The organism is Microbacterium sp. AC132, from assembly GCF_979258525.1.
The window spans coordinates 85,224-104,037 of record NZ_OZ409862.1; the positions used below are offsets into that span (position 1 = coordinate 85,224).

Sequence of the window (18,814 nt, forward strand, 5' to 3'; positions counted from 1 at the left end):
GCCGGGGAGACGTGCCGCACCCGGTCATCGCGCCGCGGGCGTGAGATCATGAAAGGGACATGTCGATTGAACAACAACCGAGCCTGCCTCCCGTGCTCCGCCCCGCGAACCCGCCCCGGCGTGAGCTGTCCGAACTCGCCTCTCGATTCGCACGAGACGTCCGTGGCGAGGTGACCGGCGTCACCCTGTCCGGCGTCACCCTGGCCACCGCCGATCTCCGCCCCGGCGAGGCGTTCGTCGCGATCCGAGGCGTGAACCGCCACGGTGCCGATTTCGCGGTCACCGCCGCGGAGAAGGGCGCTGTCGCGATCATCACGGATGAGGACGGCGCCGAGATCGCCGAACCCGCGGGCCTGCCCGTGCTCGTGGTGGACGACCCGCGCGCAGTCCTCGGCGCCCTCAGCGCCTGGGTCTACGGCACCGGCGCAGGCGAGCCGCTCCCGCTGCTGTTCGCGACGACCGGGACGAACGGCAAGACGAGTGTCTCGCACCTCCTCGAGGGCATCCTCGACCAGCTCGGCGTCGTCACCGGACTCTCATCGACCGCCGAACGACACATCGCCGGCGAGGTGATCGTGTCGAGACTCACCACTCCTGAGGCATCCGAGATGCACGCGCTCCTCGCCTTGATGCGCGAGCGCGATGTCGAAGCCGTGGCCGTCGAGGTCAGCGCGCAGGCGCTCTCACGTCATCGCGTCGACGGCATCCGCTTCGACGTCGCCGGCTTCACCAACCTCAGCCATGACCACCTCGACGACTACGCCGACATGGAGGAGTACTTCGAGGCGAAGCTGCCGCTCTTCCGTCCGGATCGAGCGACCCGCGCAGTGGTATGCCTCGATTCCCCGTCGGGCGCCACGGTCGTTCAGCGCTCGGAGATCCCCGTGGTCACCGTCGGCACGCCCTCCATCGCCGCCGACCCCGATGCCGCGGCCCGTGCCGACTGGGTCGTCGTGATCGACGACGAACGCGCGTCCGGCACCACGTTCACTCTCACCGGCCCGGCAGGCAGGCTCACGACGACGGTTCCCGTGATCGGTCCGCACATGGCCGCGAACGCAGCACTCGCCATCGTGATGCTGCTCGAGGGCGGCTACGCCTGGGATCGAATCGCCACGGCACTCGATCGCGACGGTGGCATTCTGGCGCACCTTCCCGGTCGCACCCAGCTCGTCTCCGGCGACTCCGGCCCGGTCGTCTTCGTCGACTTCGGGCACTCCCCCGACGCGTTCGAGAAGACGCTCGCCGCGGTCCGCCGTGTCACACCGGGCAAGGTGCTGATGCTCTTCGGCGCCGATGGCGACCGCGATGCCAGCAAGCGCTACGACATGGCGCGCACGGCCGTCGAGGGCAGCGACATCCTCGTCGTCACGGACCACCACCCCCGTTTCGAAGACCCCGACTCGATCAGAGCCACTCTCGTGGCCGGCGCACGCGCAGCGCGCCCGGACGCGCAGATCCATGAGTACTCGCCTCCCGAGACGGCCATCGTGGCAGCCGTGGGCCTGGTCGGCGAAGGCGACTCGATCCTGTGGGCGGGACCCGGCCACCAGGACTATCGCGACATCCGGGGCGTTCGCACGCCGTACTCGGCCCGCGAGCTGGCGCGTCGTGCCCTCCGAGCAGCCGGATGGCCCGTGCCCGATTCGCACTGGCCGGTCCCCTACCCGGCCGAGGACTGAACCGGGAGCGGATGCCGTCGACGACCGCATCCGCGCCCGGGCCGACCGCGCGGCCTGGGCGGAATACCGCCCAGAACCGTTCGATCAGGCCCGAGCGATGAGCTGGTCGGCTTTGCGGCGCGCCCACTCCTCGGCATCCGCCAGCGACTCGACCGTCAGCGTCTGCGGGGGCTCGTGGGAGTCGACGACCCGGGAGATCGTGTCGACGATCCCGAGGAACGGCAGACGCCCCTCGTGGAAGGCATCGACGGCCTGCTCGTTGGCCGCGTTGTAGACCGCAGGGAAAGTGGCGGCCGCACGACCGACGGACTTCGCGAGATCGACCGCCGGGAACGCGTCGTTGTCGAGCGGCTCGAAGGTCCACGAAGTCGCCTGAGTCCAGTCGAGCGGGCGACCGACGCCGCCCACACGGCTCGGCCAGTCGAGACCCAGCGAGATCGGCAGACGCATGTCGGGCGGGGACGCCTGAGCGATCGTCGAGCCGTCGATGAACTCGACCATCGAATGCACGATGGACTGCGGGTGCACCACGACCTCGATGTCGTCGTAGGCGACATCGAACAGCAGGTGCGCCTCGATCACCTCGAGTCCCTTGTTCACGAGCGTCGCGGAATTCGTCGTGACCATCCGGCCCATGTCCCAGGTCGGGTGCGCGAGCGCTTCCTGCGGCGCGACATCGAGCATCTGATCACGCGAACGGCCGCGGAACGGACCACCGGATGCCGTCACGACCAGGCGTCGCACCTCGGCGTGCGTGCCGCTTCGCAGCGCCTGGGCGAGCGCCGAGTGCTCGGAGTCGACCGGGACGATCTGATCAGGGGCAGCTGCTGCGCGCACCAACTCGCCTCCGACGACGAGGGACTCCTTATTCGCGAGAGCGAGCGTTCTTCCAGCCTTCAGCGCCGCGAGAGTGGCGCCGAGTCCGATCGATCCGGTGATGGCGTTGAGAACGACGTCAGCCTCGACGTCACGCACGAGCTGCTCGGCCTCGGTCGCGCCGAGCGCGATGTTCTCGACCCCGAAAGCGGCAGCCTGCTCTCCGAGCATCTCGGCATTCGTTCCGGCCGCGAGCCCGACGAGTTCGAAGCGACGTGGATTCGCCCGGATGACGTCGAGCGCCTGTGTGCCGATAGAGCCGGTGGAGCCGAGGACGATGATGCGACGCATGCCGCCAGCCTATGGCAAGCCCTCGACCCCTCCGTCTTACTGGGCCTGTTCGATCGGCGTGGTCGCGAGGATGTCGACGACGAAGACCAGGGTCTCGCCGGTCAGATCGGTGTCGTTGATCTCGCCCTCGCCATAGCCATCCTTCGGAGGCATGGTGACGATGACCTGCGAACCGACCTTCTGGCCCTCGAGTGCCATCTTGAAGCCCGTCACGACACCGCTGGTCTGGAACTGCGAGGGAGCTGCATCCCGGCTCCAGCTGGAGTCGAACTCCGAGCCGTCCGACCACTTCACACCGCGGTACTGCACAGTGACCAGGTCGCCTGCGCCGACGACGGCGCCGTCGCCCTGCTTGAGGACGGCCACCTCCGTCTCGGCGGGAGCATCGGAGTCCGGGAGCGTGATCGTCGGCGAGCCCTCGTCGTCGAGCTTCACGGTCGGCATGCCTTCGGTCGCGTCGACATCAGAGCCGGATGCGGTCGTAGGAAGCTGTTCGATCGTCTCGACGTAGAGGACGCTCGGGTTCATGCCCTCCTGCGCGGCGGGGAGCGTCAGCACGACACTCGAACCGATCGGGAGGCACTCGGCCGCCACCGTGAACACCGTGGACTGCGTCGGGTCGACGATCTGCTGAGGCTGCTGCACCGCGAGCAGGGCTGACAGTACCCCGTCGGGGCCCCGCTCCGAGGTGCTGAGCACCTCGTTGGTGGTGGCGTCGATGAGCTGGTAGCGCAGAGACACGAGATCGCCGGGCATGACGTCATCGCCGTCACCCTCGACGACGACCGAGCGCTCGGCCTCCGCGAGGTCGGTGCCCGCCGGCACCGTGACCTTGGCGTCTGCCCCGGATCCCTCGACGGTCACGGCATCGGAGCCGGCGCCCGACGCGATGTCCGCCAGGCAGGAGGTCTCGGCGGCAGGGTCAGGAGTGCTCGTGGACTCGGGGTCCGAGCCTCCGGCGCACCCGGCCAGCAGAAGGGTCGCCGCGGCGACGGTGGACAGGACGATAAGCGGACGCTTGCGCACAGTGGAACCTCAGGATCGCGGGCGGGACACCCCATCATCCCCCATACCCCTTTGCCGATGCTGGGAGACTCGCTCCGGCGCTTCATTCCCACTGGGGCATGATCGCCGGGGTAATCTGCTCTGATGACGTCAGAGCAGTCCGTGGAGCCCGAAACTTCGCCCGCAGAGACTGAGAAGCCTCGACACGCCGGCTTCGCCTATGCGCTCGGTCGCAGCCTCATCACGCCCCTCGCGCGCACGATCTACCGGCCCCGCATCGAAGGCAGGGAGAACGTCCCGAAGGACGGCCCGGTCATCTTCGCGAGCAACCACCTGTCGTTCATCGACTCGATCGCGATCCCGGTCGCCGCACCGAGGCCCGTGCACTTCCTCGCGAAGTCCACGTACTTCGAGGGCCCTGGATTCAAGGGCTGGCTCAGCAAGACGTTCTTCGAGTCCATCGGGGCGATCTCGGTCCGCCGTGGCGCGGGGAAGGCCGCCCTCGACGCACTCGACGTGCAGCGTCAGCTTCTCGAGGAGGGCCTCGCTGTCGCCCTCTATCCGGAGGGCACGCGCTCGACGGACGGACGCCTCTACAAGGGACGCACCGGCGTGGCGTTCCTCGCCCTGCAGACCGGTGCGCCGGTCGTGCCGGTCGGCCTCGTCGGCACGGACAAGGTGATGCCCGTCGGCGCCAAGATGCCGACCCTCAAGGAGCGCATCACCGTGCGCTTCGGCGAACCTCTCGACCTCTCGCCCCACGGACCCGCCACAAGCGGGCGCGCCCGCAGACTCGCGACGGACGAGATCATGGCCGCGATCCATGCCCTGTCCGGGCAGGAACTGGCGGACGCCTACAACGAGGCTCCCGCGCAGGGCACGATTGAGAAGATCAAGCAGGCGCTGCCCCACGAGCGCCGCTGACGCCGCCGCCGGTCAGCTCTGCTGGGCGCGGACCGAGGCTTCGTGCCGCACGGGGAAGTTCATCGAATTCGCGATGAAGCACCATGCGTTCGCCTGGGCATGGGCACGTTCGGCCGCCTCTATCATCGAGGCGTCCGCGACGACGACCTCGGGCCGCAGCATCACCTCGACGAACGCGCCGCCGCCGCGCCCGTCCTCTCGCATCACGCCGGAGGCCGTATCGCGGTAGGAGACGACGACGACGCCAGCCGTGACGCACGCGTGCAGATACGAGAGCAGATGGCACTGCGACAGGGAGGCGAGGAGCAGATCCTCAGGGTTCCACCGGGACGGATCGCCACGGAACGGCTTATCGGCTGAGGCCAGGATGTCGGGCTTGCCGTCGACCTCGAGCGTGACATCGCGTCGATACTCGCGGTAGCCGCTGGTGCCGGTGCCAGAGTTTCCGGTCCAGGTCGAGGTGAGTGAGTAACGGTGCTCGCCGAGCGGCGCGAGTCGATCTGCCATATCGACAGTCTGCCACTCGACTCTGCCGGACGATGTGCCGGACGATGTGCCGGACGATGTGCCGGTGGCACGGTCGACACCCATCCGACGATATCCTGGGGAGGTGCTGGAGACTCTCACCGTTCAAGATGCCGTGGAACTCGCCGTCGTCGAACGCAGCGGGTTCATCGAGTCCCGCCACGCGGGGGCGGCGGTGGTCCTCTCCCCCGACGGCGACATCGTCGCTCGATACGGCAACGCCGACGCCCTGATACTTCCGCGCTCGAGCCTCAAGCCGCTGCAGGCCGTGGCGTGCATCACCGCGGGTGCCGCTCTGGAGGACGAGCAGCTCGCCATGTCGACGGCGAGCCACAGCGGCACGGATCGTCATGCCTCCGTGGTTCGCGACGTGCTCACCGAGGGCGGTCTCACCGAGGACCACCTGGGCTGCCCGCCGGCGTGGCCGGGCGACACCGCCGCTCGCGACGAGCTCGTGCGCGAACACGGCGCACAGACACGTATCCGCATGAACTGCTCGGGCAAGCACGCGGCCATGCTCCGTGCCTGCGTCGCGACGGGCTGGCCGACCGACAGCTACCTGGACCCGGCGCATCCCCTTCAGCTGCACATCCGCGACGTGATCGAGCGTCTCACCGGCGAGAAGGTCGCTCACACGGCCATCGACGGCTGCGGCGCCCCGGTATACGCGATCACGCTGACGGGCCTCGCCCGATCGATCCACCGGATCGGCACCGCCTCGGACCGCTCGCCCTTCGCCCTGCACCGGGTGGCCGGCTCGCTGGTGCGCGCGGTGCGTGAGCACCCGTGGACGATCGACGGCCCGGGGCGCCCGGACACCATCGCGATCGAGACACTCGGCGTGTTCGCGAAGGGCGGTGCCGAAGGGATCATGGTCATGGTCGCCCCGAACGGCACGACCGTCGCGCTGAAGATGCTCGACGGCGGGGCGCGCGCGTCGACCATCGTGGCGGCGACTCTGCTGGCGCGCGCAGGCGGGCTCACCGATTCGGACGTGGCGACACTCGCCGCCGCGCTGCCTCTCGAGGTGCTCGGCGGTGGGGCGACGGTCGGAGCCGTTCGCCCCGGCAGTGCCATCTGACCAGGAGACGACACGCTTCTCATCGCCGGGGCGCGAGTGCCGGGATCACGATTCGTCGGGGCCCGGAGTCGCCGACCAGCGACCACGCCCGGCCCGCATGCGGTCGCGAATACGGCGGGAGCTCTCGCACACCGGCGAGCTGCCGCAGCTCCGCGGCATTCTCCGCGCGGATGAGCACTTCGCCCTCTCGACGCACCCGCTGCCACAGCGTCCAACTGCGCTGCCACGCGTCTGCATCGCCGAGCACGACGGTGGGACGCGTGGGTGCCTGAGCATCGCGCGGTTCGCCGCTCAGAGTGACGACGTCGCAGTCGGGATACGCAGCCGCCACTGACTCCGCCACCGCAGCCACCCCCGGCGTGATGAGCGCCGTGAGGGCACGCCGCGGAGCCCAGCCGTCACTTTCCCGTTCCCGATATCGAGAGGTGCCACTGGATGAACCCGACGACCGCAGTCGCTCCTCGGGGACCCAGACCAGTTGGATCTCCCGATCCCCCATCCGCATCCGTCCCGGACCGCGCTGCGGATCGAAACCTGCGGAGTCCCCACCCGCAGCAAGGTGATCGACCCGACTCGGCATCCTGAGCAGCCCACGACGCGGCAGAGCATCGAGAAGCCGCCCGACAGGCCCCGATGCTCTCGTCGCCGTGATCGCGATCGTGGCTCCGGCCCCGTTGCGGAGGATCTGCTCCCAGAGCTGCGCCAGCTGTTGGCCGTACTCGACGGGCAGCTCGCCGATCCGGACGTCGATGTCGTCGCACAGCACGAGCCCTCCGCGCGGAACTCCCCCTTCCGCCAGAGCCACGACGGCGTCCCACGAATGCTCTGGATCGCTCGGTATCCACAGTTGATGCCCATGCTGCTTGGCCAGTGCACGCAAGGCCGAGCTGCGCCCCGACTCGGGTCCTCCGAGGAAGGCGATTCCTCGATCGGATCCGATCGACAGCCGCTCGAGTGGCTGCTCCTGACGTTGCGGATCGTCCGCGCGGCCCAGGATGACGTCGCCCTCCTTGCGTGTCTCAGCCTGAAGCTCCGCGAGAGGAAGCATCCGCGGCAGCACCGGCAGCCACGGGCTACCCGGAATGTCGGCGTCAGCCCATCTCAGCGCGATCGCCCTGAGATCGGCGACGCCGGTCAGCGCTCCTCGCATCGCGATCGGCGCAGCGTCCTGCGGGCGCCGAACCAGAGCCAAGCCCCTCGACTCGACGCCGCCCGGGAGCTCAGCCGCGTCGTCGGCACCGATGACTGCCCGACTGTCAGCGGCGTCCGCAACACGCAGGCTCACTCTCAGCGGACAGTTCGCCGCCAACGCATCGCGGATCACGCCGGACGCGCGCTGTGTCCCGAGCACGAGGTGCATGCCCAGCGCCCTTCCCCGAGCGGCGATGTCCGTGAACACAGCCCCGAGGTCCGGATGATCCTGGAGCAGCGCGGCGAACTCGTCGACCACGATGACCAGCCTCGCCATGCCGACCTCACGGACGTCACGTGCGCCGGCCTCGGCGAGGACCGACTCGCGGCGCCGCAGCTCGGCGGTCAGGCTGGAGACGCCCCTCCGCGCGCCCTCCTCATCGAGGTCCGTGATCACTGCAACCACCTGCGGGAGCATCCGAAGCGGCTCGAAGGCTGTGCCGCCTTTGAAATCGGCGAGGACGAATGTGACTCGATCAGGTCCATGGCGGCTCGCCATGGCCGTCACCCACGAGACCAGCAGCTCGCTCTTGCCCGTTCCGGTCGTGCCGGTCACGATGGCGTGCGGCCCGTCATCGACGATGTCGAGGAGCATGTCCTCCCGCTCACCACGGCCGATTGCGGCCGGCAGACCGTCGAGCGATTCCGGCTGCAGCAGGTCGCTGAGCGCCACCGACGCGGGGACAGAATCGAGTTCCTCTCCCTCTCCTGTGCGACTGACCCCGATCGCGATCGTCTGATCCCGGGACATGAACTCGGCGTCGACCTCGACGATCCCCTGCGCCGTGCGGACGCGCGCCCGGTGCGGCTCGGTGATGTCGATGACGGTCGTGATCCCTTCCGGAACATCGTCATCCCGATCCAGCAGCCAGATCACGGCGTCGGCCGTCGGTCGAGGATCAGCGCCCTGTACCACGGCCACCCGGAACGAGCCGCGCCGCGCGGCGTGGGCCTGCGGGAACCCCGCGAGCCCCAGCTCTTCAAGACGGGAGCCGATGATGGACATCTGGGCGGCGCCGAATCTGAGACACAGCTGCACCGCGAGCGCTCTCGTCGCGGCGGCGACGAGAGGATACGAGCCGCGCAGTCCGATGCCACCGCTGAGGGGCACCGTCACCGGCACCCGCTCGACCCCGGCGCATCGCAGCCGGAAGTCCCGTTCGCGCTCCCCATCGCCACCCGAAGCGCGCACGCCGCTGTCGCCGGTACCGCTGCCGACGACGACCTGGGTGGCGGCGGCGGGTGGATCGAGGCCGCGCAGCGGCGGCTGCGCCAGACCTGCCGCAGCGTCGGGATGTCGATGCCACCGCAACTGACGCTCATCATCGTGAAGCTGCGTCAACTGTGCTTCGACGAGCGACCAGGCAGCCTCGCTGTCGGTCGCAGCCACCCGCGACGCCTTGCGTCGGGATCGCGACCCGTCGATCAGCGAAGCGATGATCATCAGGGGACCCAGAACCGCGAAGCACAGGGAGAACAGCGAACCGGTGACGAGCCAGAGCACCACTCCAGCGGCTACGGGGACGAGTGCCGCGACGAACGGTGTCGGAGGCCTACGAGCCGGTGCGGGGGCGGCAGGGATCGCGATCGGCAGAGAGTCCATGCCTCCAGTGGACCGCACATGCGGGGCTCAGAATCAGCCCTCCACAGTGAAAGAAAGTCAGACGGAGGACTCGTCCGTTGTGGAGGAGGACTCGTCCGGCACCGAGGGCGACTCGTCCGCGATCTGCACGATGACGAGCGTCACGTTGTCGCGACCGCCATTCTCGAGGGCCGCAGCGAGCATCGCATCGACGGCGGCAGCCGGATCGGCGTTCTCGCGGAGGAAATGCTGGATGCCGTAGTCGGTCAGCTCCTTCGTTAGTCCGTCAGAGCAGATCACGAAACGATCTCCCGGGCGCACATCGAGCGTGACGTAGTCGGGAGCGGTGAGCTCGCTCGCCCCGACCGCTCGTGTGATCACATTGCTGTACGGATGACCTTCGGCCTCTTCGGGGCTGATCTTGCCTGCCGCGATGAGCTCCTGCACGACCGAGTGGTCGGTGGTGATCTGCACCAGGCGGTCGTCCCTGAGGAGGTACACGCGCGAGTCGCCGATGTTGAGCGACGTCCAATGCGGCTCGTCGCCCTCGAACTCGAGGAAGACTCCGGTGAGCGTCGTCCCTGTACCCTCGTCCGTGGTCTCCGGATGGTCGGCGATGTCGGCCACCGCCATCTCCAACGCACCCTCGATGGCGCCGCGATCGACCGCGCCGGCAGCGACCACGGCGTCGAGCCGCTTCACCGTGCTGCGGCTCGCGATCTCGCCGCCCGCATGGCCACCCATGCCATCGGCGACGATGAAGAGCGGATAGTCCGCGAAGAACGCGTCCTGGTTCGTCTCACGTCGCCGCCCCACGTCGGTGACGCCTGCCCAGGACAGGAGCAGCTGACGCTGCGCAACCGTGACGCGGCGCGTCTTCGTCGTCGTCTCAGCCACTCGTCGCCTCCGGATTTCCTGCGGTTCGGGCTACCCCAGGACACTCACATATCGTAGTGGACGCCGCGACGGCCGCACGCGCACCCCCGGCCATCACGCGGAGTCCTGCGGCGCCGACTCTGGGCTGCGACATGAGCATGCCTCCACGTTATCGTCTTCCACCGTTGCTCTTCACCACGCCGCGAGCGCCCCATACAGCACAGAGCCCCCGACCGAAGTCGAGGGCTCTGTGCGGTATGCGATCAGGCCGGAGGCTGCGTGGGATCCGTGGGCGGAACCTGCGGAGCGGCCGGAGGCGCTGCGGGCGGAGCCGGCGGTGCCGTGGGCGGTGCCGTGGGCGGCGTCGACGGAGAAGCCGGCGGAGCACCGGTGGTCGACGGGGCCGCGGGCGGAGCGTAACCGGGCTGGGCGGGCGGAGCGTAGCCGGGCTGCGCGGGCGGTGCGTATCCCTGCGGCGCGGGCGGCGCGTAGCCCTGCTGAGGAGCGCCGTAGCCCTGCGGAGCGCCGTAGCCGGGACCGGCTGCCGGACGCGGCTGCACAGGAACGCCATCCCAGACGGTGGAATCGGCGAGGAAGCTGTTTCCTGCCCACGGTGCGGGAACGATGTTCGGGTTCCAGCGCGACTTGTCGAAGGCGTTGATGCCGTACCAGACGATCGAGAGCAGAACGAACAGGACCACCCAGACGGCATCCTTCTGCAGCTTCAGTCCGACCCGCCATGCGGCCAGAGCGAGCACCACAGCGAGAGCGATGCCGGTCAGGAAGTTGAGGTACGGAATGAACGAGAGACCGATGCCGATGAGGACGACCCACGGCGAGATGTCACCCAGCTTCGCGAAGATCATCGTGTTGTACACCGGCACCCACGCGCGCCACTTGCCCTGGACGCCAGCCTTTTCGAAGATCTTCATGAGGAAGATCGACGAGATCACATAGAACGCCAGCGCAAAGAGCAGACTGATCAAGAAGACGACGAACAGACCGGCGATAGCCGCCCCGTTGTCGTAATAGTCGTTGTACATGATCCCCTCCGGATCCGATGGAGCGGACGCTGTGCGCGCCGCGAGACCCACCATATCGGTGTGCTGATATTCGGGGCAACGACACACGCGGAGACAGCGCACTGCCCGTCATGCACCGTCATTCCGCGACGACGAGCTCCTCGACACCGCGGTCGTCGGTCGGTCGAAGGACGAGACCCCTGCTCGCCGCCCATGTCCGAAGCGTGCGAAGCGACCGAACTCGCGGGCGGTCCTCCGCCAGCGCGCGCACGAGAAGACCCTTGGACTTCTTGTTGAAGTGATTGAGAGCCCGTCCGTGCTCGGTGACGACCCGCACATAAGCGGAGGGCACGGAGTCCGGCACGGGACCGAGCGCGACGTAGGCCTCACTGCGCAGATCGAGAATGAAGTCGGGGTCCTCCCCCGCTATGGCCGTCGTGGTCGCGTCTGCCCAGTGCCTGCGCAGCGCAGCCAGGCCCGGCACTGAGGTCCCGGCAGCGAGCCGGTACGGCGGAATGAGATCGAGCGCCCCGATCGGACCCAGCGGCGCCGAGTGGATCCAGACGTGCGAACCGAGCCAGCGGCGAGACGCGGGGTCGAGACTGCCCGCGTCGAGAGCGTCATACAGAACGCCCGTGTAACGGTCGACCGCCGGCATCGTCGCGGCCGAGCGCAGCATCCGATTGTGCTCGACATCGCCTGCCTGCTTGGGGCTCAGCTTCAGCACTCTGCGCGCTGCTTGCTCGTCGTGCGCCAGATCGATGAGCGCATCGATCACCGCTCGGCGCTCGGCGACCAGCCCGGGGAGCGCCAGCGAGCTCTCGTCGAGAGGCGCATCGCGTCCTCCGGGTCGCTTGGTCTCCGACGGGGGCAGCAGAATCTTCATGAGACCTCGGGATACAGACACGTCCGCCCCGACCCACTGAGGGCCGAGGCGGACGCGAGGAACTGGGACTGATCAGGCGATGAGAGCCGCGTTGCCTGCCACGATCGTCAGGACGTCGCTCTCCATCGAGAGGAATCCGTCCTGCGCGTTGGCGAGCACCTTTGTGCCATCCGTCTGCGTGATCCGGACCTCGCCCTGGGCGAGGATCGCCAGGACCGGCTCGTGGCCGGCCATGAATCCGATCTCACCCTCGACGGTCTTGGCGACCACGAGGCTCGCCTCTCCCGTCCAGACCTCCGCATCCGCGGAGACGAGGCTGACATGCAATGCCATGATCAGCCGTTCTCCTTCTGGATCTTCGCCCACTGCTCTTCGACATCGGAGATGCCACCGACGTTGAAGAAGGCCTGCTCGGCGACGTGGTCGAAGTCACCGCGGGCGATCGCATCGAACGACTCGATGGTCTCCTTGAGCGGGACGGTCGAACCCTCGACACCCGTGAACTTCTTGGCCATGTAGGTGTTCTGCGAGAGGAACTGCTGGATACGACGTGCACGAGACACGACGATCTTGTCCTCTTCGGAGAGCTCGTCGACACCGAGGATGGCGATGATCTCCTGCAGTTCCTTGTTCTTCTGGAGGATCTGCTTGACCGTGGTGGCGACGCGGTAGTGGTCCTCGCCCAAGTAGCGGGGGTCCATGATGCGCGACGTCGAGGTCAGCGGGTCGATGGCCGGGTACAGACCCTTCGACGCGATCTCACGCGAGAGCTCCGTGGTGGCGTCGAGGTGGGCGAACGTGGTCGCCGGTGCCGGGTCGGTGTAGTCATCGGCGGGCACGTAGATCGCCTGCAGCGAGGTGATCGAGTGGCCACGGGTCGACGTGATGCGCTCCTGCAGGAGGCCCATCTCGTCGGCGAGGTTCGGCTGGTAACCCACGGCGGAGGGCATGCGGCCCAGCAGCGTGGAGACCTCGGAACCGGCCTGCGTGAAGCGGAAGATGTTGTCGATGAAGAGCAGCACGTCCTGCTTCTGCACGTCACGGAAGTACTCCGCCATCGTCAGAGCCGAGAGGGCGACGCGCAGACGCGTTCCCGGCGGCTCGTCCATCTGGCCGAAGACGAGGGCCGTCTTGTCGAAGACACCCGCCTCTTCCATCTCGTGGATGAGGTCGTTGCCCTCACGGGTGCGCTCACCGACACCGGCGAACACCGAGACTCCACCGTGGTCCTGCGCGACGCGCTGGATCATCTCCTGGATGAGGACGGTCTTGCCGACACCGGCTCCACCGAACAGACCGATCTTTCCACCCAGCACGTACGGCGTGAGGAGGTCGATCGACTTGATGCCGGTCTCGAACATCGTGGTCTTCGACTCGAGCTGGTCGAAGTTGGGAGCCTTGCGGTGGATCGGCCAGCGCTCGGTGACCTCGATGGTCTCGCCGGGCTCGAGGTTCAGGACCTCGCCGATCACGTTGAAGACCTTGCCCTTGGTGACGTCGCCGACCGGGACCGAGATGGCCTCGCCCGTGTCGCGGACTTCCTGGCCGCGGACGATGCCGTCGGTGGGCTTCAGCGCGATGGCGCGAACGAGGTCGTCGCCGAGGTGCTGAGCGACCTCGAGGGTGATCTCCGTGGACTCCTCGCCGATGACGATGGTGGTCTTCAGAGCGTTGTAGATGTCGGGGATCGAGTCGTGCGGGAACTCGATGTCGACAACCGGACCGTTGACGCGCGCGACGCGCCCGACGACCGCGGTCGCCGGCTGGTCAGCCGTAGCGGTGGGGGTCATTTCTTCGTCTCTTTCCTGATGGTCTATTTGCTCGACGAGAGTGCGTCGGCGCCGCCGACGATCTCCGCGATCTGCTGCGTGATCTCCGCCTGACGCGCGTTGTTGCGCAGACGGGTGTAGTCGGTGATGAGCTTGTCGGCGTTGTCGCTGGCCGACTTCATCGCCTTCTGCGTGGCGGCCTGCTTGGCGGCAGACGACTGCAGGAGAGCGTTGAAGACGCGGCTCTGGATGTACACCGGCAGGATCGCGTCGAGGACTGTCTCGGCATCCGGCTCGAACTCGTACAGCGGGTAGACGGCGCTGCCCGCTTCCGAGTCATCGGCTTCCGCGATCTCCAGCGGGAGCAGTCGCACGGATTCCGGCGACTGCGTCATCATGCTGACGAAGCGGTTGTACACGAGGTGAATCTCGTCGACGCCACCCTCGTCCGCACCGCGCGAGAAGTCCTCGAGCAGCGTGGCCGAGATCTCCTCCGCCGTGTGGAACGACGGGGTGTCGGTGTCGCCCGTCCACTCCGCAGCAGCCGCGATGCGGCGGAACTGGAAGTAGCCGACGGCCTTGCGTCCGACGAGGTAGAACACCGGCTCCTTGCCCTGCCCCCGCAGGAGCTCCGCCACCTCGAGACCCTCACGGAGGATCTGCGAGTTGAAGGCTCCGGCGAGACCGCGGTCCGACGAGAAGATCACGACCGCAGAACGGCGGATCGTCTCGGGCTCGCGGGTGAGCGGGTGGTCGACGTTCGAGTGCGTCGCGACGGCGGACACGGCCCTCGTCACGGCCCGCGCGAAGGGGCTGGACGCTTTGACGCGTGCCATCGCCTTCTGGATGCGCGAAGCCGCGATGAGTTCCATCGCCTTCGTGATCTTCTTGGTCGTCTGAGCAGAAGAGATCTTCTGCTTGTAGACCCTGAGTTGAGCGCCCATGAAATCAGTTCCTCACGCGATTACGCGCGACGACCCTTGACGATCTTCTCCTGGTTGACGTCCTCAGCCTCGGCTGCAGCGTGCTCCTCGTGACCCGGGGCGCCGATGGCCTGCCCCTTACCACCCTGGAACTCCAGAAGGAAAGCGTCGGTGTGCTTGTCGAGCTCGGCAACGGTGTCGTCATCGAGGACGTTGGTCTCGCGCAGGGTCTCGAGCACCTTCGTGTTGCGACGCAGGTAGTCGAGCAGCTCGCGCTCGAAGCGAAGAACGTCCGAGACCTCGAGGGTGTCGAGCTTGCCCTTCGTTCCGGCCCAGATCGAGACGACCTGCTCCTCGACGGGGTACGGCGAGTACTGAGGCTGCTTGAGCAGCTCCGTCAGGCGCGCTCCACGGGAGAGCTGACGACGCGAAGCCGCGTCGAGGTCGGATGCGAACATCGCGAACGCCTCGAGGGAGCGGTACTGCGCGAGCTCCAGCTTCAACGTTCCGGAGACCTTCTTGATCGACTTGACCTGAGCGTCACCGCCGACTCGCGACACCGAGATACCCACGTCGACCGCCGGACGCTGGTTGGCGTTGAAGAGGTCGGACTGGAGGAAGATCTGGCCGTCGGTGATCGAGATCACGTTGGTCGGAATGTATGCCGAGACGTCGTTCGCCTTGGTCTCGATGATCGGGAGACCGGTCATCGAACCTGCGCCGAGCTCGTCTGACAGCTTCGCGCAACGCTCGAGCAGACGCGAGTGCAGGTAGAAGACGTCACCCGGGTAAGCCTCGCGGCCCGGCGGACGACGCAGGAGGAGCGACACCGCACGGTAGGCCTCAGCCTGCTTCGACAGGTCGTCGAAGATGATGAGGACGTGCTTGCCGCCGTACATCCAGTGCTGGCCGATGGCCGAACCGGTGTAGGGAGCTAGGTACTTGAAACCGGCGGGGTCGGATGCCGGAGCCGCCACGATGGTGGTGTACTCCAGAGCGCCGGCCTCTTCGAGCGCGCCCTTCACCGAAGCGATGGTCGAGCCCTTCTGACCGATGGCGACGTAGATGCAGCGCACCTGCTTGTTGACGTCGCCCGACTCCCAGTTGGCCTTCTGGTTGATGATCGTGTCGATCGCGATGGCCGTCTTGCCGGTCTGGCGGTCACCGATGATCAGCTGACGCTGACCGCGGCCGACGGGGATCATGGCGTCGATGGCCTTGATGCCGGTCTGCATCGGCTCGTGCACCGACTTGCGCTGCATGACACCCGGTGCCTGCAGCTCGAGCTCGCGAACGCCTTCGGTGGCGATGGAGCCGAGGCCGTCGATCGGGTTACCCAGCGGGTCGACGACGCGACCGAGGTAGCCGTCGCCGACGGGAACCGAGAGGACCTCACCCGTGCGGGTGACTTCCTGGCCGGCCTCGACGCCGGTGAAGTCACCGAGCACGACGACACCGATCTGGTGCTCGTCGAGGTTGAGCGCGAGACCCTTGGTGCCGTCCGCGAAGGTGACGAGTTCGTTCGCCATCACCCCGGGCAGTCCCTCGACATGCGCGATGCCGTCGGCTGCGTCGATGACGGTGCCCACCTCGGTCGCCGCGGCCCCAGTGGGCTCGTATGCTGCGGCGAAGTCCTTCAGCGCGTCACGGATGACGTCGGGGCTGATCGATAGTTCTGCCATTGTCTTCCCTTTGTATCTGGGTGCGCGGTTCCCCGCGCGAAGTCGTGTTAGCCGGCGAGCTTCTGGCGAAGATCGGCGAGACGGGCGGAGATACTGCCGTCGATGACGTCATCGGCGATCTGCACGCGCAGGCCTCCGACGACAGAGGGGTCGTTGACCTCGTTGAGCGAGATCTTGCCGTCGTAACGACGCGAGAGAGCGTCGCTGAGACGGGTGCGCTGTGCGTCGGTGAGCGGTGTGGCGCTGTGCACCGTCGCGACCACACGGTCGCCCTGGTCGGCGACGACCCGCGTCGCACGGGTGAGCATCTGCCGAACGCGACGGTCACGAGGCTGGCGCACCAGCGACGAGACGATCACGGCGGTCGCGTCGCTGACGCCCCCGGCGAGAAGCCTGTCGACGAGCGCGCCCTTGGCGTCTTCGCCCCCGAGGCGGCTTCCGAGCGCGAGCTCGAGCTCCGCGTTCGCGGCGATCACCCGGGTGAAGCCGAAGAGCTCTCCCCCGATGTCAGCCTGCGGTTCGGCGATCGCGGCAGCCCTGATCGCGAGTTCCTCGACGCCGTCCACGAGCTGGGAAGCCGATGACCAGCGCTCGGCGACGACCGTCTTCAGGACGGTCTGCGCGTTCTGCGAGAACCCGCCGAACACCGCGGCGACGACGTTCTGTCGCGCCACGACCGGAGCCGACGGGTCAGCGAGCGCGCCGCTCAAATGAGACGACTCCGCCACGGCGCGTGCGGCTGCGAACAGCTCCCGCGCCGTGTCGAGAGTGACGTCCGTCGCTGCGGCAAGCGTCTGAGTGGATGCCGCGAGTGCCTGAGTGGTCGCGCTGCCCATTACTGAGCCGCCTTCTCGGATGCTTCGAGGTCGGCGAGGAAGCGGTCGACGACCGCGGTCGCACGTGCATCGTCGGAGAGCGTCTCGCCGACCACGCCACCGGCGAGGTCGATCGCGAGCGAGCCGACCTCGCTGCGCAGCGAGACGAGAGCGGTCTGCCGCTCGGCCTCGATCTGCGTGTGCGCGGTCGCGGTGATGCGAGCTGCTTCGCTCGACGCGGCCTCCTTGGCCTCGGCGACGATCTTCTTGCCGTCCTCACGGGCGGCTTCGCGGATCTCACCGGCCTCGGTGCGTGCCTCGGCGAGCTGACGGGTGTACTCCTCGAGCGCGGCCTCAGCCTGCTTCTGTGCTTCGTCCGCCTTGGCGATGTTGCCCTCGATGGCGGCGGACCGCTTGTCGAGCATTGCCGTGAACTTCGGAAGGGCGACCTTCCACACGACGATGAGGATGACGAGGAACCACAGACCCGACCAGATGATGTCGTACCACGCAGGGATCAGAGGGTTGGGTGTTTCACCCTCTGCTGCGAGGTTCGTGACAAGAGCGTTCAGCATCCTGTCTCCTTCAGAAGTCGGTTCGGATTACGGGAAGGGGATGAATCCGACGGCGATGCCGACGAATGCAAGCGCCTCGGTGAAGGCGATACCGATCCACATGAGGACCTGCAGGCGGCCGGCCAGCTCGGGCTGACGAGCGACACCCTCGATGGTCTTGCCGACGACGATACCCACGCCGATGGCCGGACCGATCGCTGCGAGGCCGTAGCCGACCGATGCGAGGTGACCGTTGATGTCTGCGAGAACCGTAGTAGCGTCCACGGGTTTTTCCTTTCGTTGGGTGGGACGGCAGTTGCCGACCCGCTCAGTGCTCTTCTGCGACCGCGAGCTGGATGTAGACCGCGGTGAGGACGGTGAAGACGTATGCCTGGAGAACGGCGACCAGGATCTCGAAGAGAGTGAAGGCGCCGCCGAAGGCGAGGGTTCCGACACCGAGAGCGGCCCAGCCGCCACCTGCGGTGAAGAAGAAGAACTGGGTGGCTGCGAAGCACAGCACCAGGAGCATGTGGCCGACCACCATGTTCATCAGGAGTCGGAGCATCAGCGTGACGGGCCGGATGATGAACGTCGAGAGGAACTCGATCGGCGTCACGATGATGTAGACCGGCCACGGAACGCCGGCCGGGAACAGCGCGTTCTTGAAGAAGCCCAGCGGGCTCTTCTTGATACCCGCGTAGATGAAGGTGATGTAGCTCACCAGCGCGAGCGTCAGCGGCACGGCCGCGATGCTCGTGCCTGCGATGTTCAGGAACGGGATGATTCCCGTGATGTTCATGAACAGCACCATGAAGAAGATGGTGGTGAGGATCGGCAGGAATCGGTTGCCGTCCTTGCGTCCGAGCAGATCGTGCGCGATATTGGTGCGGACGAAGTCCAGCCCCATCTCGACGACGCTCTGGAAGCGTCCGGGGACGATCTTCATACGGCGGGTTCCGAGGACGAGGATCAGCACGACGGCGACCACGGCGAGGAACTGCACGAGGTGGATTCGGTGCACGGGGATACCCGCGACTTCGAAGAGGATCTCCGGGAAGAACTCGTCGATCGAAGGTCCGTGGAACTCGCCGTCAGAGGCGAGTTTGGGCATCAGGGTCGCAGCAAGATTG

18 protein-coding genes are annotated in these 18,814 nt (G+C 67.3%); 3 read left to right on the forward strand and 15 right to left on the reverse strand.

What is annotated here, in order from left to right; genetic code table 11:
* Positions 1-59: 59 nt before the first annotated feature.
* Positions 60-1,682, forward strand: coding sequence for a Mur ligase family protein (locus ACZZZQ_RS00415; RefSeq protein WP_463506657.1), 1,623 nt, complete (start codon positions 60-62; stop codon positions 1,680-1,682).
* An 84-nt stretch (positions 1,683-1,766) separates the two neighbouring features.
* Here the strand turns inward: ACZZZQ_RS00415 and dxr are convergent, their stop codons facing one another.
* Both dxr and ACZZZQ_RS00425 read right to left on the reverse strand, forming a co-directional pair.
* Complete coding sequence (gene dxr, locus ACZZZQ_RS00420) at positions 1,767-2,849, reverse strand: 1-deoxy-D-xylulose-5-phosphate reductoisomerase (protein WP_431739371.1); 1,083 nt, start codon at positions 2,847-2,849, stop codon at positions 1,767-1,769.
* A 36-nt stretch (positions 2,850-2,885) separates the two neighbouring features.
* Positions 2,886-3,875: an FKBP-type peptidyl-prolyl cis-trans isomerase gene (locus ACZZZQ_RS00425; protein WP_056278410.1), complete on the reverse strand. Its 990-nt coding sequence runs from the start codon at positions 3,873-3,875 to the stop codon at positions 2,886-2,888.
* 123 nt (positions 3,876-3,998) lie between these two features.
* Here ACZZZQ_RS00425 and ACZZZQ_RS00430 point away from each other — a divergent pair, with 123 nt between their 5' ends.
* Positions 3,999-4,778: a lysophospholipid acyltransferase family protein gene (locus tag ACZZZQ_RS00430; protein ID WP_187249494.1), complete on the forward strand. Its 780-nt coding sequence runs from the start codon at positions 3,999-4,001 to the stop codon at positions 4,776-4,778.
* 12 nt (positions 4,779-4,790) lie between these two features.
* Here ACZZZQ_RS00430 and ACZZZQ_RS00435 read toward each other — a convergent pair whose 3' ends face one another.
* On the reverse strand, positions 4,791-5,285 hold the full coding sequence (locus ACZZZQ_RS00435) for an OsmC family protein (protein ID WP_463506658.1): 495 nt from the start codon (positions 5,283-5,285) through the stop codon (positions 4,791-4,793).
* A 103-nt stretch (positions 5,286-5,388) separates the two neighbouring features.
* Here ACZZZQ_RS00435 and ACZZZQ_RS00440 point away from each other — a divergent pair, with 103 nt between their 5' ends.
* Positions 5,389-6,384: an asparaginase gene (locus tag ACZZZQ_RS00440; RefSeq protein ID WP_400340866.1), complete on the forward strand. Its 996-nt coding sequence runs from the start codon at positions 5,389-5,391 to the stop codon at positions 6,382-6,384.
* 19 nt (positions 6,385-6,403) lie between these two features.
* Here ACZZZQ_RS00440 and ACZZZQ_RS00445 read toward each other — a convergent pair whose 3' ends face one another.
* From ACZZZQ_RS00445 to atpB, 12 genes are all read right to left on the reverse strand, one after another.
* Complete coding sequence (locus tag ACZZZQ_RS00445; protein WP_463506659.1) at positions 6,404-9,178, reverse strand: FtsK/SpoIIIE domain-containing protein; 2,775 nt, start codon at positions 9,176-9,178, stop codon at positions 6,404-6,406.
* A 57-nt stretch (positions 9,179-9,235) separates the two neighbouring features.
* The gene (locus ACZZZQ_RS00450) at positions 9,236-10,054 is read right to left on the reverse strand and encodes a PP2C family protein-serine/threonine phosphatase (RefSeq protein WP_053095767.1); all 819 of its coding nucleotides are present in this window, start codon (positions 10,052-10,054) and stop codon (positions 9,236-9,238) included.
* A 242-nt stretch (positions 10,055-10,296) separates the two neighbouring features.
* Entirely contained in the window at positions 10,297-11,076 is a 780-nt protein-coding gene (locus ACZZZQ_RS00455) for a large exoprotein (protein ID WP_463506660.1), read from the reverse strand.
* Between the two features lie 118 nt (positions 11,077-11,194).
* Positions 11,195-11,941, reverse strand: a complete 747-nt coding sequence (locus ACZZZQ_RS00460) for a YaaA family protein (RefSeq protein WP_400340863.1) — start codon at positions 11,939-11,941, stop codon at positions 11,195-11,197.
* A gap of 72 nt (positions 11,942-12,013) precedes the next feature.
* Positions 12,014-12,274 (reverse strand): F0F1 ATP synthase subunit epsilon, encoded by a 261-nt coding sequence (locus tag ACZZZQ_RS00465; protein ID WP_053095764.1) that lies wholly within the window; start codon positions 12,272-12,274, stop codon positions 12,014-12,016.
* A 2-nt stretch (positions 12,275-12,276) separates the two neighbouring features.
* On the reverse strand, positions 12,277-13,731 hold the full coding sequence (atpD, locus tag ACZZZQ_RS00470) for a F0F1 ATP synthase subunit beta (RefSeq protein WP_053095763.1): 1,455 nt from the start codon (positions 13,729-13,731) through the stop codon (positions 12,277-12,279).
* A 23-nt stretch (positions 13,732-13,754) separates the two neighbouring features.
* Positions 13,755-14,654, reverse strand: coding sequence for a F0F1 ATP synthase subunit gamma (locus tag ACZZZQ_RS00475; RefSeq protein WP_053095762.1), 900 nt, complete (start codon positions 14,652-14,654; stop codon positions 13,755-13,757).
* Positions 14,655-14,674: 20 nt separating this feature from the next.
* Positions 14,675-16,315: a F0F1 ATP synthase subunit alpha gene (gene atpA, locus ACZZZQ_RS00480; protein ID WP_053095761.1), complete on the reverse strand. Its 1,641-nt coding sequence runs from the start codon at positions 16,313-16,315 to the stop codon at positions 14,675-14,677.
* A 47-nt stretch (positions 16,316-16,362) separates the two neighbouring features.
* Positions 16,363-17,151 carry a F0F1 ATP synthase subunit delta gene (locus ACZZZQ_RS00485; protein WP_053095760.1) on the reverse strand — a complete coding sequence of 263 codons (789 nt, stop codon included), beginning with the start codon at positions 17,149-17,151 and terminating at the stop codon, positions 16,363-16,365.
* Entirely contained in the window at positions 17,151-17,705 is a 555-nt protein-coding gene (locus ACZZZQ_RS00490; RefSeq protein ID WP_053095759.1) for a F0F1 ATP synthase subunit B, read from the reverse strand. Before ACZZZQ_RS00490 ends, ACZZZQ_RS00485 begins: the two co-directional genes overlap by 1 nt.
* A gap of 27 nt (positions 17,706-17,732) precedes the next feature.
* Positions 17,733-17,969, reverse strand: a complete 237-nt coding sequence (atpE, locus tag ACZZZQ_RS00495; RefSeq protein ID WP_042541851.1) for an ATP synthase F0 subunit C — start codon at positions 17,967-17,969, stop codon at positions 17,733-17,735.
* A 43-nt stretch (positions 17,970-18,012) separates the two neighbouring features.
* On the reverse strand, positions 18,013-18,795 hold the full coding sequence (gene atpB, locus ACZZZQ_RS00500) for a F0F1 ATP synthase subunit A (protein ID WP_053095758.1): 783 nt from the start codon (positions 18,793-18,795) through the stop codon (positions 18,013-18,015).
* Positions 18,796-18,814 lie beyond the last annotated feature (19 nt).